19 protein-coding genes are annotated in these 24,203 nt (G+C 55.4%); 6 read left to right on the top strand and 13 right to left on the bottom strand.

The genetic code is table 11. The features are described from left to right. The first annotated feature begins 74 nt into the window (after positions 1–74). A complete protein-coding gene (locus tag IV493_RS15605) occupies positions 75–1,295 on the top strand; it encodes a hypothetical protein (RefSeq protein ID WP_195857412.1) in 1,221 nt (406 codons plus the stop codon). A 249-nt stretch (positions 1,296–1,544) separates the two neighbouring features. Here the strand turns inward: IV493_RS15605 and IV493_RS15600 are convergent, their stop codons facing one another. From IV493_RS15600 to pepA, 3 genes are all read right to left on the bottom strand, one after another. Further along, positions 1,545–4,400 carry a valine--tRNA ligase gene (locus IV493_RS15600; protein ID WP_033781700.1) on the bottom strand — a complete coding sequence of 952 codons (2,856 nt, stop codon included), beginning with the start codon at positions 4,398–4,400 and terminating at the stop codon, positions 1,545–1,547. Between the two features lie 5 nt (positions 4,401–4,405). Then, the gene (locus tag IV493_RS15595; RefSeq protein WP_008925453.1) at positions 4,406–4,864 is read right to left on the bottom strand and encodes a DNA polymerase III subunit chi; all 459 of its coding nucleotides are present in this window, start codon (positions 4,862–4,864) and stop codon (positions 4,406–4,408) included. Positions 4,865–4,929: 65 nt separating this feature from the next. Then, entirely contained in the window at positions 4,930–6,441 is a 1,512-nt protein-coding gene (gene pepA, locus IV493_RS15590; protein WP_009092357.1) for a leucyl aminopeptidase, read from the bottom strand. A gap of 268 nt (positions 6,442–6,709) precedes the next feature. On the opposite strand from pepA, the gene lptF reads away from it, so the two are divergent. Beyond that, entirely contained in the window at positions 6,710–7,810 is a 1,101-nt protein-coding gene (gene lptF, locus IV493_RS15585; RefSeq protein WP_033731353.1) for an LPS export ABC transporter permease LptF, read from the top strand. After that, on the top strand, positions 7,810–8,886 hold the full coding sequence (gene lptG, locus IV493_RS15580; RefSeq protein WP_033781702.1) for an LPS export ABC transporter permease LptG: 1,077 nt from the start codon (positions 7,810–7,812) through the stop codon (positions 8,884–8,886). Before lptF ends, lptG begins: the two co-directional genes overlap by 1 nt. 96 nt (positions 8,887–8,982) lie before the next feature. On the opposite strand, the gene IV493_RS15575 is transcribed toward lptG, so the two are convergent. The 6 genes from IV493_RS15575 to IV493_RS15550 form a co-directional block, all read right to left on the bottom strand. After that, entirely contained in the window at positions 8,983–10,092 is a 1,110-nt protein-coding gene (locus tag IV493_RS15575; protein WP_041457296.1) for a M20 family metallopeptidase, read from the bottom strand. After that, positions 10,092–10,847, bottom strand: a complete 756-nt coding sequence (locus IV493_RS15570) for a glutamine amidotransferase (RefSeq protein ID WP_013359950.1) — start codon at positions 10,845–10,847, stop codon at positions 10,092–10,094. The genes IV493_RS15575 and IV493_RS15570 overlap by 1 nt, the downstream gene beginning before the upstream one ends. Positions 10,848–10,859: 12 nt before the next feature. Continuing rightward, the gene (locus IV493_RS15565) at positions 10,860–11,939 is read right to left on the bottom strand and encodes a phosphotriesterase (protein WP_033781706.1); all 1,080 of its coding nucleotides are present in this window, start codon (positions 11,937–11,939) and stop codon (positions 10,860–10,862) included. Between the two features lie 3 nt (positions 11,940–11,942). Further along, the gene (locus IV493_RS15560; protein ID WP_195857411.1) at positions 11,943–12,944 is read right to left on the bottom strand and encodes an ABC transporter permease; all 1,002 of its coding nucleotides are present in this window, start codon (positions 12,942–12,944) and stop codon (positions 11,943–11,945) included. A gap of 22 nt (positions 12,945–12,966) precedes the next feature. Then, on the bottom strand, positions 12,967–13,713 hold the full coding sequence (locus IV493_RS15555) for an ATP-binding cassette domain-containing protein (protein ID WP_162470140.1): 747 nt from the start codon (positions 13,711–13,713) through the stop codon (positions 12,967–12,969). A gap of 376 nt (positions 13,714–14,089) precedes the next feature. Beyond that, positions 14,090–15,112: a LacI family DNA-binding transcriptional regulator gene (locus IV493_RS15550; protein WP_195857410.1), complete on the bottom strand. Its 1,023-nt coding sequence runs from the start codon at positions 15,110–15,112 to the stop codon at positions 14,090–14,092. 324 nt (positions 15,113–15,436) lie between these two features. On the opposite strand from IV493_RS15550, the gene IV493_RS15545 reads away from it, so the two are divergent. Beyond that, positions 15,437–16,387 carry a substrate-binding domain-containing protein gene (locus IV493_RS15545; protein WP_061061485.1) on the top strand — a complete coding sequence of 317 codons (951 nt, stop codon included), beginning with the start codon at positions 15,437–15,439 and terminating at the stop codon, positions 16,385–16,387. On the opposite strand, the gene IV493_RS15540 is transcribed toward IV493_RS15545, so the two are convergent. Then, on the bottom strand, positions 16,380–17,261 hold the full coding sequence (locus IV493_RS15540) for a ribokinase (RefSeq protein ID WP_195857409.1): 882 nt from the start codon (positions 17,259–17,261) through the stop codon (positions 16,380–16,382). The genes IV493_RS15545 and IV493_RS15540 overlap by 8 nt on opposite strands. A 28-nt stretch (positions 17,262–17,289) precedes the next feature. Here IV493_RS15540 and IV493_RS15535 point away from each other — a divergent pair, with 28 nt between their 5' ends. Continuing rightward, positions 17,290–18,135: a BtpA/SgcQ family protein gene (locus IV493_RS15535; protein WP_147789333.1), complete on the top strand. Its 846-nt coding sequence runs from the start codon at positions 17,290–17,292 to the stop codon at positions 18,133–18,135. A gap of 107 nt (positions 18,136–18,242) precedes the next feature. On the opposite strand, the gene IV493_RS15530 is transcribed toward IV493_RS15535, so the two are convergent. The 3 genes from IV493_RS15530 to IV493_RS15520 all read right to left on the bottom strand — a co-directional run bounded on the left by IV493_RS15530 (position 18,243) and on the right by IV493_RS15520 (position 22,760). Further along, positions 18,243–19,532: a DUF445 domain-containing protein gene (locus tag IV493_RS15530; protein ID WP_195857408.1), complete on the bottom strand. Its 1,290-nt coding sequence runs from the start codon at positions 19,530–19,532 to the stop codon at positions 18,243–18,245. Positions 19,533–19,558: 26 nt separating this feature from the next. Continuing rightward, positions 19,559–21,061 (bottom strand): helicase HerA-like C-terminal domain-containing protein, encoded by a 1,503-nt coding sequence (locus tag IV493_RS15525; protein WP_195857407.1) that lies wholly within the window; start codon positions 21,059–21,061, stop codon positions 19,559–19,561. 121 nt (positions 21,062–21,182) lie between these two features. Beyond that, entirely contained in the window at positions 21,183–22,760 is a 1,578-nt protein-coding gene (locus IV493_RS15520; RefSeq protein ID WP_195857406.1) for an ABC transporter substrate-binding protein, read from the bottom strand. 688 nt (positions 22,761–23,448) lie between these two features. Here IV493_RS15520 and IV493_RS15515 point away from each other — a divergent pair. Further along, positions 23,449–24,177 (top strand): gluconate 2-dehydrogenase subunit 3 family protein, encoded by a 729-nt coding sequence (locus tag IV493_RS15515; protein ID WP_095706284.1) that lies wholly within the window; start codon positions 23,449–23,451, stop codon positions 24,175–24,177. The last annotated feature ends 26 nt before the right edge of the window (positions 24,178–24,203 follow it).

The following is a 24,203-nucleotide window of genomic DNA, read 5'->3' as shown; positions in this document are numbered from 1 at the left end:
CGGTTAGACATTTACCAGAAGTAACATTATCGTCATGTAAAAGCAATATTGCTGATATTTTAAGGAGGCAAAGAATGACAGCATTTCATTGGTTATTTAAAAATTATAAGAACTTATCTTTTATTTTTATTGTCATGGGTTTTATCAACGTTTGGGCTTATTTTAAGTGGATTGGACGAGTGGATTTTTTTCCATTAGTAATTGGTAATCTTTCAGCAAGTCTGTCCGTATTGATATCTTCTCTGGTCTTCTTTCTCACTATCTCCATCATGTTCTTTATTCCTTCAGCTCTTTGTTCGTTAATGGGGCTTAAAAGTACAGTTAAAGATAAAAAGAAATTAAGCATTCGGGAAAGACTTAACATTGAATATAACGAAGGATGTACTGCTGTTACTGCTTTGATCACTATTCTCACTGCACTTGCTGTTCTACTTATTAATGAAAATTCCAGTGTTGGGGTTTTTGTTATTCCTGCTTTGATGGGTTTGATAACACATGTGATATGTAATTATTTCATAAATAATCAAAGGCAGGAGTACTTGCGAGTGTTTATTTCTCGTTTGAAAAATATGCACGAACGTAAAAGTCTCGTAAATTGTGAACTAAATAAATGGTTCGCTTGGGAAAGGTTTAAAGCAGATCAGATAACTATAAATATTTTCTACTGTTCTATGTCGCTCTGTATTGCTTTCATTTCTATTTTGCCACTTTTTATTTTAATAGACTTAGAAGTGTATTTTACTGGCGAGAAATTGTTGGTTCAATACTCAATAGTGGTGATTTTATATGTTTTACTTTTTATGCCTGCGCTTATGATACTTTTTAAAAACAAAGCTGGCAGAGTCCAGTCAGTTCACCCTGCATTGGTGCTAGCGCCTTTTATACTTGTTGTTATTTTCGGTGTTTTTCCTGCTTTAATAATTCAAGTAAATCAGCGTGGAATTGAGTTGGTAGGTATGGCTTCCTGGAAAGAAAAATTTTTTTCCTTTAATGTAGAAGATTTCCCTGCATACTATTTCCCTGAAAAAGAATGGGGTCCAACAAAAGAAGTAGGTAAGTTCCGCCTCGTTAAAGGACTCCAGGTTTTTTCGAATAATGAAGTCTGGCTTATTTGTCCTTCAGGTTTAGAGCAATTAAGAACAAAAGCTCTACAAGGAAATGCATTGATATGGAGGGTGGACGAAGATTCTAAACACAAGTTGAGAGACTTAAGTCAGTATTGTTTAATAGCCAGGAATAATCAGGTCAGAACTGATGCTGCTTTAGCAGCTCTATATGGATCAATGTTGCATTGAATAAAAACGTAATTTTGTAATAGACATTAATTCTTCCGTTAATTCGACTGTGGTTTTTCTCCAATCTATACCCGCTATACGTTTTTATATCAATCTCATAGCGCTTATGTCGATATACGCATGTGTATTTAACTGAAGAACGATGCAGAGCAGATACCATCACAGAACTACGAGCTTTGCTAAGCATCAAGTACTGACAATAAAAAACCCCGCGCCAGAGCGCAGGGTTTTTTCAGAGCGAGAAATCAATCAGAGCGCCGCAATGACCGCCTGCTGTTCAATCAGTTTTGCTTTTGATTGTTGCAGGTCTGCCACGCGTTCGCGCTCTTTCGCGACGACCGCTTCCGGCGCACGTGACACAAAGCCTTCGTTTGCCAGCTTGGTCTCAATCTTCTCGATCTCGACATCCAGCTTAACCAGCTCTTTCGCCAGACGCTCCAGCTCGGCGGTTTTATCCACCAGATCTGCCATCGGGATCAGCAGCTCTGCGCCTTCAACCAGTTTGGTCACCGACACCGGGCCTTTCTCGCCTGCAGGCAGAATGGTCAGGCTTTCCAGACGCGCCAGGCGCGACAGGAAGTTGCGGTTAGCCTCAACGCGACGCAGTGCCGCAGGTGAGCAGTCACGCAGCAGCACATCCAGCGGCTTGCTCAGCGCGATGTTCATCTCGGCACGGATATTACGCACCGCGACGATCGCCTGCTTCATCCATTCGATGTCCGCTTTCGCTTCGGCATCTTCTTTCGCCGCATCGTACTGCGGGAAAGGCTGCAGCATAATGGTGTCGTCGCTGATATTTTTCAGCCCCTTCACGCGCTGCCAGATGGTTTCAGTGATAAACGGAATGATCGGATGCGCCAGACGCAGCAGCGCTTCCAGCACGTGAACCAGCGTATGGCGGGTGCCACGCAGTTCAGCTTCACTGCCGCTGTTCATCACCGGCTTGGTCAGCTCCAGATACCAGTCGCAGAACTGGTTCCAGGTGAAGTCATACAGCAGGTTAGCCGCGATGTCGAAACGGTAGCTATCCAGCGCTTCACGGTATGCTTTCACCGTGTTGTTGAACTCGGTCAGGATCCAGCGATCCGCCAGCGACAGCGTCATCTCGCCGCCATTCTGTCCGCAATCCTGGTCTTCGGTGTTCATCAGCACGAAGCGGCTGGCGTTCCACAGCTTGTTACAGAAGTTGCGATACCCTTCCAGGCGCTTCATGTCCCAGTTGATGTCGCGACCGGTTGAGGCCAGCGCCGCCAGAGTGAAACGCAGCGCATCGGTGCCTGATGGCTCGATGCCGTCCGGGAACTGCTTCTCGGTACGTTTGCGGATCTTCTCCGCCAGCTGTGGCTGCATCATGTTGCCGGTGCGTTTTTCCAGCAGCGCCTCCAGCGAAATGCCGTCGACCATATCCAGCGGGTCAATCACGTTGCCCTTGGATTTCGACATCTTCTGACCTTCTTCATCGCGGATAAGACCGGTCATGTAGACGGTTTTGAACGGCACCTGCGGTTTGCCGTTTTCATCTTTGATGAAGTGCATGGTCAGCATGATCATGCGGGCAATCCAGAAGAAGATGATGTCGAAGCCGCTGACCAGCACGCTGGTCGGATGGAAGGTGCGCAGCGCTTCGGTGTTTTCCGGCCAGCCCAAGGTGGAGAAGGTCCACAGACCTGAGGAGAACCAGGTATCCAGCACGTCATCATCCTGACGTAGCGCCACATCGGCGGCCAGGTTGTTCTCGGCGCGAACTTCATCTTCGGTACGGCCAACGTAGACGTTACCGTTGTTGTCATACCACGCCGGGATGCGGTGACCCCACCAGAGCTGACGGGAAATACACCAGTCCTGAATATCACGCATCCAGGAGAAGTACATGTTTTCGTACTGCTTCGGCACGAACTGGATGTCGCCATTCTCAACGGCTTCAACGGCGACTTTTGCCAGCGGCGCGGTACGCACATACCACTGGTCAGTCAGCATCGGCTCGATCACCACGCCACCACGATCGCCGTAAGGGACGGTCAGATCGTGCGGCTTGATCTCTTCAAGCAGGCCCAGCTCATCGACAGCGGCAACGATGGCTTTACGCGCGGCAAAGCGTTCCATGTTCTGGAAAGCGGCCGGGATCTCATCGGAACAGGCATCGCTGGCTTCGCCGTTGGTGTCATATACCTGAGCGCGGTCGCGGATATCACCATCGAAGGTCAGGATGTTGATCATTGGCAGCTTATGACGACGACCCACTTCGTAGTCATTGAAGTCATGCGCCGGGGTGATCTTGACGCAGCCGGTGCCTTTTTCCATGTCAGCATGTTCGTCGCCAACGATTGGAATCAGACGGCCAACCAGCGGCAGCAGCACAAATTTGCCAATCAGATCTTTGTAACGGGGATCTTCCGGGTTAACGGCCACGCCGGTATCGCCCAGCAGGGTTTCCGGACGGGTGGTGGCAACGACCAGGTAATCTTTACCGTCGGCGGTTTTTGCGCCATCAGCCAGCGGATAGCGGATATGCCACATCGAGCCTTTGCTCTCGCGGTTTTCCACTTCCAGATCGGAGATCGCGGTGCGCAGCTTAGGATCCCAGTTCACCAGGCGTTTGCCACGGTAGATCAGGTTCTCTTTGTAGAGGCGAACAAACACCTCTTTCACGGCGTTGGAAAGGCCATCGTCCATGGTGAAGCGCTCGCGCTCCCAGTCGACGGAGTTACCCAGGCGGCGCATCTGGCGGGTAATGGTGCCGCCGGATTCCGCTTTCCACTGCCAGATTTTCTCAATGAACGCATCGCGGCCATAGTCCTGGCGCGTCTTGCCCTCTTCAGCCGCAATTTTGCGCTCAACCACCATCTGCGTGGCGATGCCCGCGTGGTCAGTACCGGCCTGCCACAGGGTATTTTTCCCCTGCATGCGCTGGTAACGGATCATGGTGTCCATGATGGTTTGCTGGAAGGCGTGACCCATGTGCAAGCTACCGGTGACGTTCGGCGGCGGGATCATGATGCAAAAGCTTTCCTGGCTGGTATCGCCATTCGGTTTGAAGTAGCCCTGCTTTTCCCAATGCTCGTAAAGCGGCTGCTCGATATCTTGCGGGTTATATGTCTTTTCCATTTCTGCTATGTCGTTTGCGGCTGTGGTGGCGCTGCCGTATTCAATTGGAATCCAACGCTGCGATACGCTTTATAGCGGTCGCGCGCCAGTTGTTTGAGAGCGTCCTCGTAAGGAACGAAGTCTATCACTTCATGGAAAGCAGTAGCAAAATCTGCGAAGTGGGGCAGCAGGCTAATCAGCAGGTCGCGTTGTGAACTGCCGCGACGCTGTGGCCAGGCCAGCTCGACCGGCGCACCGTAGCGCGGGCCTTCACCCGCCAGGTTGTGCGGCACGAAGGCATTTGCCGGTCGTTGCCACAGCGCTTCGTCGAGACGAATGGCTTGCTGTTCATCTTCGCAGGCGATCAACACCCGCTTTCCGGCCCGCCAGCGTGTTTCCGCCAGATTGCACACCAGCGCTTCAACGGCACTCAGGCCATCGCTCGTTGCATCGGTTTCCAGCACGTAGAAGGTTGCGTTTTTCATCGGTTAGCTCATCAGAAGATCAGGGGCGGATTCAGATCCGCCCCTGCTGTCAGAAAAGAGGGCGGTTAGTCGTCGCCGTTCAATCCTGCCCGATTCAACAGAAACTGCGACAGCATCGGCACCGGACGTCCGGTCGCGCCTTTGGCCTTGCCGGAACGCCAGGCGGTACCGGCGATATCCAGGTGCGCCCAGTTATATTTGCGGGCAAAGCGTGCCAGGAAGCAGGCGGCGGTAATCGCGCCACCTGGACGGCCACCGATGTTGCCCATATCGGCAAAGTTGGACTCCAGCTGCTCCTGGAACTCATCCGCCATCGGCAGACGCCAGGCGCGATCGCCCGACTGTTCCGAGGCGCTGATGAGCTCATGCGCCAGCGGATTGTGGTTCGACAGCAGGCCGCTGATGTGATGACCCAGCGCAATCACACAGGCTCCGGTCAGCGTTGCCACGTCAATCACCACTTCCGGGTCGAAGCGTTCCACGTAGGTCAGCGCATCGCACAGCACCAGACGGCCTTCGGCGTCGGTGTTCAGTACTTCAACCGTCTGACCCGACATGGTCGTGAGCACGTCGCCCGGACGCATCGAGCGGCCATCCGGCATGTTTTCACAGCCCGCCAGCACGCCCACTACGTTCAGCGGCAGATTCAGCTCGGCCACCATCCGCATCACGCCATAGACGGCAGCCGCGCCGCACATGTCATATTTCATTTCGTCCATGCTGTCGGCAGGCTTAATGGAGATGCCGCCGGAGTCAAAGGTCAGTCCTTTACCCACCAGCACAATCGGGCGCGCTTCAGCGTCCGGATTGCCTTTGTATTCAATTACCGACATCAGCGATTCGTTCTGCGAACCGGCACCGACGGCGAGATAGGCGTTCATGCCCAGCTCTTTCATCTGCTGTTCGCCGATCACGCGGGTCGTCACGTTTTTGCTGAAGGCATCGGCCAGCTGGCGCGCCTGCGACGCCAGATAGGCAGCGTTACAGATGTTTGGCGGCATATTGCCGAGATCTTTAGCCGCTTTCATACCGGCAGCGACCGCTAATCCGTGCTGGATCGCGCGTTCGCCGCTGGTCAGTTCACGGCGGGTCGGCACGTTAAACACCAGCTTGCGCAGCGGACGACGCGGCTCGGCTTTGTTACTTTTCAGCTGGTCGAAGTTATAGAGGGCCTCTTTTGAGGTCTCCACCGCCTGACGCACTTTCCAGTAAGTGTTGCGGCCTTTGACATGCAGCTCGGTCAGGAAGCAGACCGCTTCCATGGAGCCGGTGTCATTCAGCGTGTTAATGGTTTTCTGAATGACCTGCTTGTACTGGCGTTCATCCAGCTCACGCTCTTTACCGCAGCCAATCAGCAGAATACGCTCGGACAGGATATTTGGCACATGATGCAGCAGCAGTGTCTGGCCCACTTTTCCTTCCAGCTCGCCGCGGCGCAGCAGGGCGCTGATGTAGCCGTCGCTGATTTTATCCAGCTGCTCGGCAATCGGTGACAGACGACGCGGTTCGAAAACGCCAACGACAATGCAGGCACTGCGCTGTTTTTCCGGGCTTCCGCTTTTTACACTGAACTCCATGCACTCTCCTGAATCTTAAAGACAACGGCCGCTGCTGCCGCTAGAATGTAGCGCGCTCATGACCCATTTATTCATTGTCGCAGCATGACATTCTGCCGCTGGAGGTCATAATGAATCAGGGTGACAAGATGTTGTTTTTTCACCACCCGGACGCGTTTTTCATACAAATTTAGCTACGGCGACGGCCATTGATGAAGAAAAATGGCTGATAAGCGTTGAAACTAGCGATTTTCCTGCAAAAAGACAAGTTTTCACAGGCGTACTAAGCGTGATCATCATTAGATATCTGGTTCGGGAAACGCTCAAAAGCCAGCTGGCTATCCTGTTTATCCTGCTACTCATCTTCTTTTGCCAGAAGTTAGTCAGGATCCTGGGAGCCGCGGTGGATGGCGAAGTGCCGACAAACCTCGTTCTGACCTTGTTAGGACTCGGTGTGCCTCAAATGGCACAACTTATACTGCCCTTAAGTCTGTTTCTGGCGATCCTGATGACGCTGGGGCGTCTCTACACGGAAAGTGAAATTACCGTGATGCACGCCTGCGGCCTGAGTAAGGCCGTCCTGGTAAAAGCGGCGATGGTACTGATGCTGTTTACCTCGGTGGTGGCAGCGGTGAACGTCATCTGGCTGGGGCCATGGTCATCCCGCTATCAGGATGAGGTGACGCAGAACGCCAAAGCGAATCCAGGTGCTGCGGCGATGGCCGCCGGGCAGTTCCAGACCTCCAGCGACGGCAGCGCCGTGCTGTTTGTCGAGGATGTGAAGGGCAACAACTTTGGCAACGTATTCCTGGCGCAGTTACGGCCAAAAGGCAACGCGCGTCCTTCGGTGGTGCTGGCTGACAGCGGTCACATGGAGCAGCATAAAGATGGCTCGCAGGTGGTAACGCTGGATAAAGGCACCCGCTTTGAGGGCACCGCACTGCTGCGTGACTTCCGTATCACCGACTTTACTAACTATCAGGCCATCGTGGGCTATAAAGCGGCAACGCTCGATCCTAACGATGCCGAGCAGGCCAGCATGACCGACCTGTTCGCGAATAAGACACCGGATTTCCAGGCCGAGCTGCACTGGCGTCTGACGCTGGTATTTGCGGTGCTGGTGATGGCGCTGATGGTGGTGCCGCTCAGCGTGGTGAACCCGCGTCAGGGTCGTGTGCTATCGATGCTGCCCGCCATGCTGCTCTATCTGATCTTCTTCCTGTTGCAGAGCTCGCTGAAGTCGAGCGGAGCGAAAGGGCGGCTCGATCCGGCGCTCTGGATGTGGGTGGTGAATATCAGCTATCTGGTGCTGGCGGTGCTGCTTAACCTGTGGGATACGGTGCCGATGCGTCGGATTCGCGCCCGCTTTACCCGCGGAGGGTCGGTCTGATGTTTCGCGTACTTGACCGCTATATCGGTAAAACCATCTTTAATACCATCATGCTGACACTGTTCATGCTGGTGTCGCTTTCCGGCATCATCAAGTTCGTCGATCAGCTGCGTAAAACCGGCCAGGGTAGTTATAGCGCGCTGAGTGCCGGTTATTACACCCTGCTCAGCGTGCCAAAAGATATTGAGATTTTCTTCCCGATGGCGGCCCTGCTGGGTGCGCTGCTGGGACTCGGCGCGCTGGCGCAGCGCAGTGAGCTGGTAGTGATGCAGGCGGCGGGCTTTACCCGCATGCAGGTGGCGCTGTCCGTGATGAAAACGGCGATTCCGCTGGTGCTGCTGACCATGGCAATTGGTGAGTTTGTTGCGCCATCGGGTGAGCAGATGGCGCGTAACTATCGGGCACAGCAGCTTTATGGCGGCGCACTGGTCTCGACGCAGAATGGTCTGTGGGCGAAAGATGGCAATAACTTCATCTATATTGAGCGCATCAAAGGCGACAATGAAATTGATGGTGTGAGCATCTACAACTTCAACGATCAGCGTCGTCTGCAGAGCGTGCGTTATGCGGCGACAGCGACCTGGGATGCGGCTAAAAAGCGATGGATGCTGTCACAGGTCGATGAGTCAAACCTGACCGATCCGAAGCAGATCACCGGTTCACAGAGTCTGAGTGGCGAATGGAAAACCAATCTGACGCCGGACAAACTGGGTGTGGTGGCGCTGGATCCTGACGCGTTGTCGATTCGCGGTCTGCATAGCTACAGCAAGTATCTGAAGCAGAGCGGTCAGGAAGCGGGACGTTATCAGCTGAATATGTGGAGCAAGATTTTCCAGCCGCTGTCGGTGGCGGTGATGATGCTGATGGCGCTGTCGTTTATCTTTGGTCCGCTGCGAAGCGTGTCGATGGGTGTGCGCGTCGTAACCGGTATCAGCTTCGGCTTCCTGTTCTACGTGCTGGACCAGATTTTCGGCCCGCTGAGTCTGGTTTACGGCCTGCCGCCGATTCTGGGGGCGATTCTGCCGAGCTTTGCGTTCTTTGCTATCAGCATGTTTATGTTGATTAAGCGGCGCTGACCGTCATCACGCAAATGGCCGCCTCTCAGGGCGGCCTTTTTTATGGCAGGCACTGTGCGTCAGTTTATTCGTCCAGTCGTCTGATGCATCTCTCCATTACCTCATCCAGTCGTTAATCAACGCACCATACAACACTTCCGCTTCCGCTAACCGGCTCAGCAGGCAGTATTCATCGGTCTGGTGCGCCATTGACGGCTCGCCGGGACCGAGGATAATGCAGGGCGGCGAACCCAGCGCGGGTAACAACAGTGACGCATCTGTAAAGTAGGGCACAATGCGCGGTGTCAGCGGGGCGTCATGTAACGCCTGACAATGCTGATAAACAGAATGAATCCAGGCCTGATTGTCTTCGCTCAGCACCGCCGGCAGATCCACCAGCGTCGTCACCGTTACGCTGTCTCCCAGTAAGGTTGTCAGTTGCTGACGAATGGTGGCGTGCTGCAGATTGGGTGCGCTGCGGATATCCACGTCAAAATGTGTGCGATCGGGCACCGAGTTAATGTTCAGGCCGCCTGCAATGCGTCCGACGTTAATGGTCGGCTGCTTCATCAGCGGATGGGGTGCGCCAGGTGAGAAGTGCTGAATCTTTCCCAGTGCCTCCGCCGCCAGATAAATGGCATTGATGCCCAGTTCCGGCATTGCGCCATGGGCTGTTTTCCCGCGGGTTTCACAGCGTAGCCATAGTGCTCCTTTGTGGCCGATAACCGGATAGTTGGCGGTAGGCTCGCCGACAATCAATGCGCCAATATCGGGCAGGTCAGCGGTATCAATCAGCGCCCGCGCGCCGTCACAGCCCGTTTCCTCCCCGCCGGTGATCAACAGCACTACGCCGGAACCCTGCAGAATCGCCTGCTGATTCGTCACGCAGGCAACAGCAAACGCCGCGACAGCGGCCTTCATGTCACTCGACCCGCGCCCGTAAAGTCTGTCACCCACGATTTCACCGAAAGGATCGTACTGCCAGTCAGCATTGCCGAGCGGGACGGTATCCAGATGGCCGGTAAACGCCAGCTGCGGTCCGGGCTGACTGCCAGGCAGACTGGCCATCAGGTTCAGGCGGTTTTCACCGAAGGAGGACAAGGTGACGTCAAAGCCCTGTTCCATCAGCCAGTTCGCCAGAAAGTGCATGCAGGCCGCTTCATTGCCCGGTGGATTAATGGTGTCAAAGCGCAGCAGCTGCTGCGCCAGCGTCTGGCTTTGGCTCATCATCCGCGCACCGTTAACCAGTCCAGACAGTTGATCCACAGCTGGCGATAACCCTGCCACCGGGCAAATTCCTGCGGCAGCCAGTGCGCAGACATATCGCTGGTCCAGACCAGTGAGCGGCCCTGCTGATACTCGCGCACCGCCAGTAGCGGATGTGACGTACCATCAATGGTTGCCAGCAATGTGCCTTCAGGGTGCATTTCTACTTCGTTATAACCCAGCAACCACGGCCATTCGTCTGGCATATCGGTGAACAGCGCGTGGGATTCCGTCACGCTGGGGTAAACGCCTTCGGGCGTTTCGATACGGTCATCCCAGGCCAGGCAGCGCACCGGCAGGACTTTCTCAACTGCCGTATTGCGATAGCGCGCGCCGCCATTAATACCCTGAAAACTAAAGTAGCCGCCCACCATCATCAGCGCGCCGCCCGCGGCCACATAGTCGTGAATCAGCGTCAGACGGTTCGCCGTGCGCTGGCTCTTCAGCCAGGTATCCGGGTGCAGCAGCAATGTATTCGCGCCGATGTCGGAGAGAATGATCGCGTCCCACTGCTGAAGCCCGTCCGGTGTTAAAGGAAACTCGGTGGCAGCAGCATGGGCGGGCATGTAGGTAATGGCATAATCACTGTCGGCCAGCGCCGCCATAAAGTCGGTTGCGCCATTATGCCAGGTAGCGGTGGCAAACTGATCGAAGCCTTTGACGTGAACAGACGTGCTGGTCCAGGACTCGCCGACCAGTAAAATTTTCTTCTGCATTACGGTTCTCCCTTACCCACCAAAAACACGCTGTGGGTTAGCAATCAGTAAGGTTTCAAGTTGTTCGCCGCTCACGCCGTGGCGTTTCAGACGCGGAACAAAATGTTTAAGGATGTAGCCATAGCCATGACCGCCGTAGCGGGTCAGCATGGTTTTCAGGAAAACGTCCTGCGACAATAAAATCTGTTCAATAAAGCCGTCATCGATCAGCTCGCGAATAGCACGGGCATTCTCCTCATCGGACGGTGACTGTGCGGACTCGTCGGCATAGTAATAGCTCATGCCGATCATGTCGTACTCCAGAAAGGCTCCGCGCTGCGCGAGTTCGCGCTGGTAACGTTTGTCGGCGAAGCTGGGGTTCATGTGACACAGCACCACATGGCGCAGGTCTGCCCCTTCATCTTCAAGGATATCCAGCACCTGATGGCCTAATCGTGCCCAGCCGGGCAGGTGCACCTCAACCGGCACACGTGTCGCGGCACTGGCACGGCCCGCCGCCCGCAGGGATTTCTCCTCGTCGGGCGTAAAGCGGCTGGACACGCCAATCTCGCCAATCAGGCCAGCCAGCACCTCGGGTTTTTCCTCCCTGCCGCCGAGGTCGTAAATCAGCTTCTCAGTCAGGGCTTCGATGCTGATCGTTTTCACCCAATCCGGATGCGACGGTTCCAGATATAACCCGGTGCTCATGATGATATTCAGCCCGGTCAGGCGTGCGATGCGTTGCAGTGCTTTGGGATCGCGGCCAATGCCAATATTAGTGGGGTCCACCACGGTATCGCCGCCCAGCGCCCGGAACTTCATTAGCTCCTCAACCGCTAAATCGACATCAAACAGCTGGCAGTTATCGCGGCTGATGAGGGGATTAAGCGACAGCTCGCCCAGGTTTTCGATGCTGACGGGCAATTCCGCCAGATGACGATCGCTACAGCAGCAGGGCGGCACCCATTTGCCGGAGGCATCCAGCAAAATATGTTCGTGCATCAGCGTCACACCCATCTCACAGACAGGTAGCGGGCCGAGTACGGTCATCACATAGCCACTGTTAATGCCCAGCGGCAGGGGGTCAGGATGACGAAAAATCGAATGTTTCATCAGCTATCCTTTCGCCGCCGATCGCGTCGGGTTGAGAATGCGGGTGTTCAGCCAGATCGCCAGCAGAATAATCGTACCGGTGGCGATCTGCGTGTAAAACGGGGAGATATGCGACAAAATCAGGCCGTTCTGGATGATGGCAATCGACAGCGCGCCTAACAGCGTGCCAATAACGGTGCCGAAGCCGCCGAACAGACTGGTACTGCCCAGCACCACCGCAGCGATCACCTGCAACTCAAAGCCTTCGCCCTGATTAGAGGATCCGCTGCCGAGACGGGCGGTGATGATCATGCCCGCCAGCGCTGCCGCCATGCCGCTGAGGATGTAGACCTTCATGGTCACAGCTTTGGTGTTAATCCCGCTGCGGCGTGCGCCTTCCACATTCGCGCCAATTGCCGTGACATAACGACCAAAACGCATATGGTTCAGCACGATATGGCCGACCACCAGCACCACAATGCCAATCAGTGCGGGCATCGGAACGCCCAGCACCCAGGCGCGTCCCATAAAGGCGAACAGGCTGTCGGCAGGGATAGGAATGGAGTAACCCTGGGTGACCAGCAGCGCCACGCCGCGCACCACCGCCAGCGTCGCCAGCGTGACGATAAAGGCCGGGATGCCTTCGTAAGCAATAAAGAAGCCGTTGATGGCACCGACCAGCGCGCCCAGCAACAGACCGCCCAGCAACACCACCGGCCAGGGCAGGCCCCAGTTATTCAGGGCGATAGCGGACAGCGCGCCGACCAGCGCCAGTGTCGATCCCACCGAAAGATCAATCCCACCGGTGGTGATCACCAGCGTCATCGCTGTGGCGACGATCAGCAGCGGCGCACTCTGACGAATGATATTCAGCCAGTTCGCGCTGCTGAGAAAGTTGCCGGTGATCAGGGAAAACACCACGCAGCAGAAAACGAAAAACAGCGCGATGCTGACCACGCCAGAGTGGTTGTGCAGAAGGCGACGCGGCAGCGAGTGCTGTGCCATACGGGAACTGCTCAGATTCATAATAGTCATCCTGTTACCTCGCTCAGTGTGCTGCGGCCGAGCGGGCGACAAATTTCTCACCCACGATCAAATTGACGATCTCGGTCAGATCCGTTTCGGCCACCCGGCGTTCCGCCACGTTAGTGCCTTCGTACATCACCATGATGCGATCGCAGACCAGGAACAGATCCTGCAGGCGATGCGTGATCAGGATGACACTCACGCCACGTGCCGATACCCGCCGGATCAGCTCCAGCACCGCCTCTACTTCGGCGACGGCCAGCGCGGCGGTGGGTTCATCCATGATCAGCACTTTGGGATCGAAGGCGGCGGCGCGCGCAATGGCAATCGCCTGGCGCTGTCCGCCGGATAAATTGCGCACCAGCAGTCGTGTGTCCGGAATAGAAATCCCCAGTCCCTTCAGCATCTCCCGTGCGTCAGCGTGCATTTTCTCTTCATCCAGAAACGGAATGCCGAGAATCGATTTCATCGGCTCACGTCCCATAAACAGATTGCCTGCCACATCGACGGTGTCGCACAGCGACAAATCCTGATAAACCATCTCGATATGGCAGCGGCGTGAATCCGCCGGGTTGCTGAAATGCTGAGCCTCACCATCAATACGAATCGTGCCGCTGGTCGGTACGACCGCACCTGACAGCACCTTGGTCAGGGTGGATTTCCCCGCACCGTTGTCGCCCACCAGGCCCAGTACTTCACCCGGCGCCAGTTGCAGATTGACGCCGCGCAGAGACCGTATCGCGCCATAGGTCTTGGTAATATTCACCATCTCTACCCGTGTCAGGGCAGTTTGTGCTTGCTGCATGTGATTACTCCCATCACCATTAACGGGACCGTTACTCTGTATGCAAAAAAGGGTTATCCGGCACGGTTTACGCCCATGTAAACCGGTTTACCTGCAGAATAAAACCTTTGTCACAACACACAGAACAACACGCTACAACGATATTTGTTTGCCGGGTAAGACATTGCAGCTTCCGTGCCAGCCTGGGAACAGGCGCTACACTCGCGGTCTAACCTTTTGTAATGAAGAACATTTAAATGTTAACTTCAGGTAAACCGGTTTACTTACTATAATGCTGAGAAATTAAAAAGCGCGTTATTTGCGCTAAAACTGTGCGCTTTTGCGCCATTTCGGGACGTTGTTAACACATTTGTATTGAATCGCGCGCCACCCATTCTACTGGCAGACGGGTTTCGGCGGGGACGGGGAGGTCGTCATTCAGAATGCGCAGCATGATCTCTACCGCCGTGCGGCCCAGTTCACGGGCGGGCTGGCGGATGGTTGAAATACGGGGTTGGGTAAAGTCAGCATAGGTCGCGTCATCAAAGCCGACCAGCGACAGCGCGTCGGGCGCGTTGAGTCCATGCGCGCGCAGGCCATCCATCAATCCCAGCACGAGAAAATCGCTCGCGGCAAAGACGGCAGTAGGGCGTTTAGCGCGGCTAAACAGCTGTTCCAGCGCCTGTTTACCGAACTCACGCTGGTATTCGCCGTACATCACCCATTCGGGCGGGATACACAGGCCAGCCTGCTCCATAGCGGTGCAAAACCCCTGGAAGCGTTCGCGCACACTCATCAGTTCGTCCGGACCGCCGACAAAGGCGATATGCCGGTGACCCGCAGCGATCAGCTTTTCGGTAGCAATCCGGCCACCCTGAACGTTATCGACAAACACCTTGGGCACTTCGCTGCCAGGAATGTCCTCATCCAGCAGCACGATGCGCTGGTGGCGGTTAATTTCTTTGCACAACAGGCCGTTATCAGGATGGTTGGTGGTAAACAGCAGGCCGTCTACCTGGCAGGTATCCAGCCAGCGGATAAACTGGCTCTCTTTGTCTGGATGGTTGCGGGTAATACACAGCACCAGGCTGTAGCCATGGGCAGAGGCGGCTTCTTCGGCGGCATCTGCCAGTTCGGCAAAGAAGGGATTGGTAATATCAGGCAGCACCAGCCCCAGGGTTTCACTACCGCCCTTACTCAGGCGGCGTGCCAGGCTGTTACCGCGATAATCCAGTTGACGAATCGCCGCTTCGATACGGTTAATCGTCTCCTGCGGCAGCATAATGCTTTGATTCATATAGCGGGATACGGTCGCTTTAGACAGTCCAGCCAGCGCTGCGACATCGGATAACAGCACCCGTTTTTTACTCATATCACCTGCCATCTTGCCCGGAATCGGCTCTCAGTTAACACCGTTGCGCGCAGCGAATACAGTTTTTCCCTGCCCGCTGACGATAAAATAATCGCTTGACAAAATTTAGCCAAAAGCGAATGTTAAAGGCAGTTTACCGCATTACCCGGGAGTCACTCCCAAACCCGATTAATCCCTTTCACACGTGCACCATAATGGACGGTGTGCAGAAAGTCGATTATTCAGGTTCTGGCTCAAGCAGCCATTCAGACGATATTTGCCCGCCAACACTATTCCCTCTGCATTTCGATGCGGAGATCAACTGGTTATCGCTCATTCCCGACGAGGAATTTTAAGATGATGGCATTTAACACCAGAAAACTGCGTGCTGTTGCGCTGGCAACCGGCTTACTGTCTGCGGGTTCTTTATTTTCACTGGCGCAGGCCGCTCCCACTTATGCGCTGGTTCAGATTAATCAGCAGGCCCTGTTTTTTAATCAGATGAATAAGGGCGCCCAGGACGCAGCAAACGCCAGCGGTAAAAAGTTAGTGATCTTTAACGCCAACGATAATCCTGTGTCGCAAAACGATGCGATCGAAAATTATATTCAACAGGGCGTGAAGGGTATTTTGGTGGATGCGATTGACGTCAACGGCATTATGCCAGCCATAAAAGAAGCGGCCGCCGCTAAAATACCGGTGATTGCGATTGATGCGGTATTACCGGCGGGCCCTCAGGCGGCGCAGGTGGGCGTGGATAATCTGGAAGGCGGCAAAATTATCGGTAAATATTTTGTCGACTACGTGGCGAAAAGTATGGGCGGCAAAGCGCGACTGGGCATTGTGGGCGCGTTGAATTCAGCCGTGCAGAACCAGCGTCAGAAAGGGTTTGAAGACACCATTAAGAGCAATCCGGGCATCACCGTGGCAGATGTGGTTGATGGCCAGAACGTGCAGGATACCGCAATGACGGCGGCAGAAAACCTGATGACCGGTAACCCGGATTTAACCGCTATCTATGCGACCGGTGAACCGGCACTCCTGGGGGCGATTGCTGCCGTTGAAAACCAGGGCCGTCAGAAGGAGATCAAAGTCTTTGGCTGGGATCTGACGTCAAAAGCCATTAGCGGCATTGATGGCGGTTATGTCGAGGCCGTGCTGCAGCAGGATCCGAAAAAGATGGGTGAAGAGGCGGTTAAGGCCCTGAACGCGCTTACGTCGGGCAAAACCGTGTCAAAAACCATTCTGGTGCCGGCCACGGTGGTCACCAAAGCCAATGTGGACAGCTACCGCGCGATATTTAAGTAATCGCTGACTCGCCGCCTGTCTGGAGCAGCGCGGCGAGTTCCTCTGTGGTGGGGAAGGCCTGTAGTGTGCCATGACGGCTGACGGTCAGCGCAGCAGCCTGACTGGCATGAGTCAGTGCTAATGCATCAATTTCACCCCCACGCAGGATCGCGGACGCCAGCATCACGGCCAGAAAGGTATCGCCTGCGCCGGTGGTATCGACGGCATTGGCGGGTTGTGCCGGGTAAAACGTTCGCTGGTCGCCTTGTGTCAGCCAGGCACCCGCGCTACCGAAGGTGGTCACTAACGTTGTCACTGCGCGGGGCTGCAACTGTTGCGCTTCGTGCTGATTGACCACGGCGATATCCACTAGCGGCCAGCAGGAGGCAAAACCGGCGTGCACGGGTGAGGGATTAAATACGGTGATCAGGCCGTGGGATTTGGCCAGGCTGAACAGCGCATAGGTTTTATCGGGCGAGAAATTGCCCTGCTGCACCAGCAGATCGCCCGGACGCGAGCTGGCAAGATGGTGCTTAAGCGTATCGATGTCCAGCGCATCTGCCGCCGTTGTACTGGTAATAATGGCATTATCGCCATCGGCGCTGTGCAGAATAAGCGAGGTATCGCTCAACGCAGTCATGGGCTGCGTGGGCAATAACGTCACGGGCTCGTTCATGAGCTGCTGACGGATCCATTTTCCATTACTGTCATAACCGGTCGCGGCAATTAAATAGGTTTCAATGCCGCAACGGGATAAAAGTATCGCCTGATTCGCGCCTTTACCGCCGATATCCTGCGAACGTTGATAACCGTGAACAGAGGTGCCCTTAGCCGGAATATCTGTGACAGACCAGGTTTCATCGACAGTAATATTACCAGCCACATAAACACGCATAGTGTTTTCCTGAACAGGATAAGAAGCGATGGTTGCTATATCAGCAGAAAAAATTGATGCAATACAAGCGATATTTTCACGCCCTAAAGCAGTTATTGGCGTCATTCACTGTGACCCTTTTCCGGGGTCACCAAAATATCGCGGCAAACCTGTCAGCGCGATAATTGATCGTGCGTTACGTGATGCGGAAAACTATATTCTTGGCGGCGTTCATGGCCTGATTGTGGAAAATCATGGCGATATTCCTTTTTCAAAACCTGAGGATATTGGCCCGGAAACGCCGGCGCTGATGGCGGTGATTACGGAAAAAGTGCGGGAGCGTTTCGGCGTGCCGCTGGGCATTAACGTGCTGGCGAACGCAGCCTTACCTGCTTTTGCCACCGCGCTGGCGGGCGGGGCGGATTTTATCCGCGTCAATCAGTGGGCCAATGCGTATATCGCCAATGAAGGCTTTATTGAAGGGGCCGCCGCAAAAGCGCTGCGCTACCGAAGCCAGCTTCGCGCCGAACATATCCGGGTGTTCGCCGACAGCCACGTTAAACACGGCAGCCATGCGATAGTGGCCGATCGCTCCATTCAGGAGCTGACCCGCGATGTCGATTTCTTCGAAGCGGATGCGGTTATCGCCACCGGACAACGTACCGGTGACAGCGCCACGCTGGAGGAAATCGACGAGATCCGCGCCGCCACCACTTTGCCGCTGCTGGTGGGGTCGGGCGTGACGCCTGCCAACGTCTGCCAGATTCTGGAACGCACGCAGGCTGTGATTGTGGCCAGCGCGCTCAAAGTCGATGGCGTCTGGTGGAACGATGTAGATCGCGACAGGGTAAAACATTTTATGGCGGTGGCGCAGGCTGCGCTGTACCCGGCGTAGCCGCCGTTTAACACCGGATGCAGGCAACAGAAAATCCCATAGATGAGGCGACGTTTTTTGTTCAGGTGAGCACGGTGGAATGTGGCGGCCACCGTGCCACAACAGGTTCAGATCAGCCAGCTTTTCACCACCGGCAGCACGGCGGGCAACTGCGACAACAGATAGAGAATGAGCCCGATGGTGCCGCCGACCAGCGTACCGTTGATGCGGATAAACTGCAGGTCCTTGCCGATATTGAGTTCGATCTGCTGCGACATGTCGCGCGCATCCCAGCTCTTCACGGTGTCGCTGATGTGACGCGTCAGGAAGCTGGCAAACTCCGGCACCACGCTGCGCGCCGCCTGTTCCAGATGCTGGTTCATGGAGTCACGCAGCGCAGGGTCGGCCGCCAGGGTTTCGCCCAGCCACAGGGCCGCACCGCGCACTTTCTCCTGCACCCGCGAATCCTCACTGCTCAGATCCGCCTTGAGCCAGTTACGCATATCATTCCACAGCTCGCCGATGTAGCGATTGAACGAGGCATCCTCTTTCAGCCAGCCCTTAATTTCTTCGGCGCGCTCGGCCATATCCGGGTCGGTCTGCAGCTTAACGATCAGTTTATCAACTGCCCGGTTGAAGCCGAGGCGCAGCTCATGGCCCTGATCCAGCGCCACATCATCCAGCAGGGAATCGACCGCGTTGGCCACCAGCTCGGCGCTGTGTTCGCCCAGCCATTCGGTCGGCAACATTTTGGCTTTGATCGGATGCTCGCGTTTGAGCCAGCGCACCAGCTGCATCGCAATAAACTCGCGGGTGCTGGGTTTATGCAGCAGCTTCAGCAGCTGTTCAATGGCCGCATCCAGCAGCGCCTGATGACGGTTATTTTTGGTGAGGCTCTCCAGCACCATGGAGCTGGTCTGGGTGAGATCGACCTTGTCGATGGCGCGATGCACGGCGCGGCGCATAAAGGTCTGGATCCGCGCGTCATCGGTGAGATCAAGGAAGCCGCGCATCACCTGCAGCAAATGGCGGCCAACGCGGTCGGCATTGCCCGGCGCATTCAGCCACTGGGCCAGCAGGTTTGAAGGATCGTGACGGCGAATCAGATTCAGCAGGGAGTCGGTATCAAGAAACTTCTCCTGCACAAAGCGCCCGAGGTTTTCACCGATACGATCTTTGTTGCGCGGAATGATAGCGGTATGGCGCGAGATAAAAGGCACCGGCACGCGCCGGAACAGCGCCACCACCGCAAACCAGTCCGCCAGTGCGCCGACCATTGCGGCTTCTGCAATCGCTTTGACGCCGCTGACCCAGAAGCCGGGCGGCAGGAAAAGGGTGACGATGAAGGTCGCGGCGGCGAGCAGCAACAGCAGCAGCGCCAGACGTTTCATCCGTTTGAGTTCGTAGTGTTTATCCATAACCTGATCTTAGCAGAGAGCGGGGGTCATCGGCGACGGCCACCCAGCAGGCTGCCGAGCACCCCACGGATGATCTGACTAGTGATCTGACGGGTGGCGCTTTTCGCCATGGTCTGGACCACGCCATCGTGTTTGCCGCCGCGCGGGCCGGTATGACCAAACAGGATCTCTTTCAGACCACCGAGTATGCCATTGTCGACCGCGACAGCATCGCCTTTGGCCGGGGGGGCACTCGCCTCATCGCTGGCGGCCTGAAAGCCTTTTTGCAGCTTTTCAAACGCCGATTCGCGATCGATTTCGGTGTCATATTTGCCATAAAGCGGTGAATGGTTGATCAGGCCGTTACGTTCATCGCCGGTGACCGGACCCATGCGCGAGCCTGGCGCAATGACCATCGCGCGTTCTACTACCGACGGGCTGCCTTTGGCATCCAGGAAGGAGATCAGCGCTTCGCCGGTACCCAGCGCCTGAATCGCTTCCACGCTGTCAAACGCCGGATTGGCGCGCAGCGTATCGGCGGCCGTTTTCACCGCTTTCTGATCTTTCGGCGTGAAGGCACGCAGGGCGTGCTGAACGCGGTTGCCGAGCTGTCCCAGCACCCGATCCGGAATATCTGCCGGGTTCTGGGTGACGAACCAGACGCCGACGCCTTTGGAACGGATCAGCCGCATCACCTGCTCGATTTTCTCCAGCAGCACGGCTGGCGCGTCGGTAAACAGCAGGTGCGCCTCATCAAAGAAAAACACCAGCTTTGGCTGATCGAGATCGCCCGCTTCCGGCAGATGCTCGTAAAGCTCCGACAGCAGCCACAGCAGGCTGGTGGCGTAGAGTTTTGGCATCTGGTAGAGCTTCTCCGCAGAGAGGATGTTGATGACGCCTTTGCCGTTGTCGTCGACGCGCATCCAGTCGGCGATATCCAGCATCGGCTCACCAAAGAAGTGTTCCGCACCCTGTTGCTCCAGCGTCAGTAATCCGCGCTGAATCGCGCCGACTGAGGCACTGTTGATATTGCCATAATGCGTCTGAAAGCTTTTGGCGTTGTCACCGATATATTGCGTCATGGCGCGCAGATCTTTGAAGTCGAGCAGCAGCAGACCCTGGTCATCGGCGATGCGGAAAATAATCTGCAGCACGCCGCTCTGCACGTCATTGAGGTTCAGCAGCCGCGCCAGCAGCAGCGGCCCGAGGTCGGAGACGGTGGCGCGCACCGGATGGCCTTTCTCGCCAAAGATATCCCACAGCACCACCGGATTGCTCTGCGGCTGCCAGTCGGTGACGCCGATTTTCGCCAGCCTCTCCTGCAGCTTTTCGCTGGACTGGCCCGCCATCGCCACACCGGTTAAATCACCTTTGACGTCAGCCATAAAGACCGGTACGCCACTCGCAGAGAACGATTCGGCCAGCTTCTGCAGCGTCACGGTTTTCCCGGTGCCGGTCGCACCGGTAATTAAACCGTGACGGTTGGCCATTTGCGGTAACAGATGAAGTTCGACGTCTGGCGTACGGGCAATCAGTAGCGGGGAAGTCATAGTTTTCCACTCTCAGTCAAAGGATTATGCCTGAAGGATAGCAAGCGGAGCATAGACAGGAGGAGAACAATTCGTCAAAAACGCGGCCGCTGCCCATAGAGCAGCGGCCTGAAACGCGGGATTACTTCTGCACCTCTTCGAAATTGAGCAGGCTGACGCCGATGCCCTGTTGCAGGTGACTGAGGTTGCTGCGCACTGCCACCTGGGTCGCGCCCTGTAACAGCACGACAAACGGCGAATCCTGCTGGATGCGGGTTTGCAGCCCGGTGTAGAGATTGCGGCGTTTAGCCGCATCGCTCTCTCCGGCGGCGGCGCGGGTCTGCGCACTCAGCTCCGGAATGGTCCAGCCGACGCGCCACGCCAGGGTTTTACCGCCGCCTGGCACGTTAGAAGCAAAGGTGCTGGCATTGGTGTTGGGGTCGACGTAGTCCGCGCCCCAGTAAGTGAAGATGGCCTGGAAGTCGCGGCTGCGCATTTTGCTCCACAGCTCTGACTCCGCCACCGGCTGGATATCGAGCTGCACATCCGCTTTGGCAAAGCTCGCCTGCAGCGCCTGCGCCACGTCAATAAACGGCGGCTGGTTCACCACCGTCAGCGCGATGTGGGTGCCCGGTTTGATGCCGCCTTTCTGCAGGATTTCCTGCGCCTTTTTCAGATCGTAATGGAACGGCGTGGTGTTCAGTGCACCATCGAAGCCGTCCGGCAGGAAGCTCTGATGGATGCGGTACTGACCTTTCAGCAACTGGTTTGCCAGGCTGTCATAGTCCACCAGCCAGCGTGCCGCCTGCCACAGGGCCGGATTGCCCAGTGCCGGTTGCTGCGCGCTCTGAGTATTAAAGCCAACGTAGTAAACCAGGCTGGACGGGAAGGCGTCGACCCGCACATTGGCCACATTTTTCAGCGCGGCAATCTGGTCCGGGCCGAGCTGGTAGGCGACATCCACGTCACCCTGCTGAAGCAGCAGTCGGCGGCTGCCGGCTTCGGCGACGCCCTTGAGCAATACCCGCTTCAGATGCGGCTTCTGCGTGCTGTAAGGGTTAGCTTCCAGCACCAGCGCCTGCAGCGGGACAAACTGTTTGATGGCATATGCCGCGCTGCCAGCCGAATGCGTTTTCAGCCAGGCGTTGCCGTAATCATTGTTGCTGACGTGCTGCTGTGCCAGTTTACTGTCAACGATGGAGGCGACCGGCGCAGTCAGCAGGCGCAGCGCCAGATCGCTGCCGATCTCAGCCGGCCAGCGCAGCTCAATCTGGTGATCGTTGATCACCGTGAACTGCTGATCGATATTTTCCGGCGTCCAGCCAAACTCACCCAGGATAAAGGAGGGCGCCTTGTTGAGTTTTACCGCACGGGTTAATGAGAACACCACATCCTGAGCCGTCAGTGGATTACCACTGGAGAAGCGGGCCTGCGGATTGAGGTCAAAAACGAGACTGTGCGGCGTTTTCCCGGCCTGCCAGTGCGTAGCGGCCAGCGGCGATAATTTTTGCGGATTCTGATGGTCCGGCTCCACGAGCCTCTGATAGATATTGCGCTGGCTGCTGTTGCTGACCATTTCAAAACTTTCCGCCGGATCGAAACTAATGATGCCATCCAGGGGAACGGCAACCACCAGCGTGTCGGCAGGCGTCGCGGCGTGTGCCGGGTGAACCAGTGCCAGTGCAGTCAATAAGGAGAGTGAGAGTAGCGATTTGCGCATCGAGAGTTATCCTGAGTCGTTGATCGCTCTACTCTATCGGGCGCCGGATAATCTCAAAATGCCGGTTTGTTATGAGCTTTGCACAATTACATGCTTAGTTATTCAGGCAAAAAGACAAATTAAGATAATGTCCGTCAGTAATTATTTGAGCGTCATTTTACAGCAGGCGGAATAAAGCCGGATTTATTCGGGCGATCACAATTTGCGCACTGTCTGATTGTATGACCATCAAAGTCACTATAGTGTTAACGATGAGAATGAATCTCTGGTATGGAAGTATGATATTTTTTTATCGGTTATTCTGCGTGATGATGACAGGGCGAAAATAATATCCGTCGCTCCTGCGTCAAAACGGCTAAATACCCGATGTTTATGCGGTTTTAGACGCAATTTCCTCGCTGTAAATCTTTTACCTCTCCGTAACCCTTCCGCAACACCATGATAAACTTTCACTGCGACACATTTTAAATTCAATTTTTACATTCAGACATAGTTATATCCCTAATATTGCCAGGTTATTAACCGATATGTTCCGTTAGTCACCGAACCATAATTCTACCTGCCTTCGCTGTTCTGCCGTTGTCTGTGCTGTGTGCGTTCATCCCTGCGGGGAGTTTCCTGCCTGCACCAGGCCTTTCAGCGTCATAACACCGTAAGCGGGTATTTAGCAGATGAGAGTCGTGCGGATATGCTTTTAGAAAAACCCACCACCAGGCGTAAATTTTTGCTCGGTTCACTGCTGGCGTTGCCATTAAGTGAGCTGGTCCTGAAAGGCATGACTGCGGCACAGGCTGCAGAGATGGCCGCCCCCGAGTTAGCCGATTACAAACCGATCTTTTTTAGTGCCGATGAGTGGCAGTTTATTCTGGCCGCCACCGACCGCCTGATTCCGGCGGGCGGCAAAGGCAAAGCGCCAGGCGCGCTGGAAACTAACGTGCCGATCTTTATCGATCAGCAGCTGCACAGCGAAGCATTTGGCAGCGAAATCTATATGCAGGGGCCTTTCAACACGAAAGCACCCGCCACGATGGGTTATCAGATCCCGTTCCGTCCCCAGCAGATGTATCAGACCGGTATCCGGCTGATCAATCAGTGGTCGCAGAACACGCACCAGAAAGCGTTTCATGCGCTGACGCTGGAAGAGAAAGATGCGGTGCTGACCCAGGTCAACAAAAACGAGATCGACTTTGCCGCGCTGGGCGAAGCCGATCTTAAGCCTTCCCATTTCTTCAGCCAGCTGCTTTCCGATACCAAGCATGGCTACCTGGCCGACCCGATGTACGGCGGTAATAAAGGCATGAAAGCCTGGATCGCCATCGGCTTCCCGGGGGCGCGTGCCAGCTTCACCGAATGGGTGAAACAGCACAACGTTCCTTATCCGCTCGGCCCGGTCAGCATCAAAGGTGAACGCGCATAAGCGCTTCCACATCAGGTAAACAGGAT

Source organism: Pantoea sp. SM3640, from assembly GCF_015654165.1.
GTDB classification, from domain to species: domain Bacteria; phylum Pseudomonadota; class Gammaproteobacteria; order Enterobacterales; family Enterobacteriaceae; genus Pantoea; species Pantoea vagans.
This window is presented reverse-complemented; position numbering and strand designations above follow the sequence as displayed.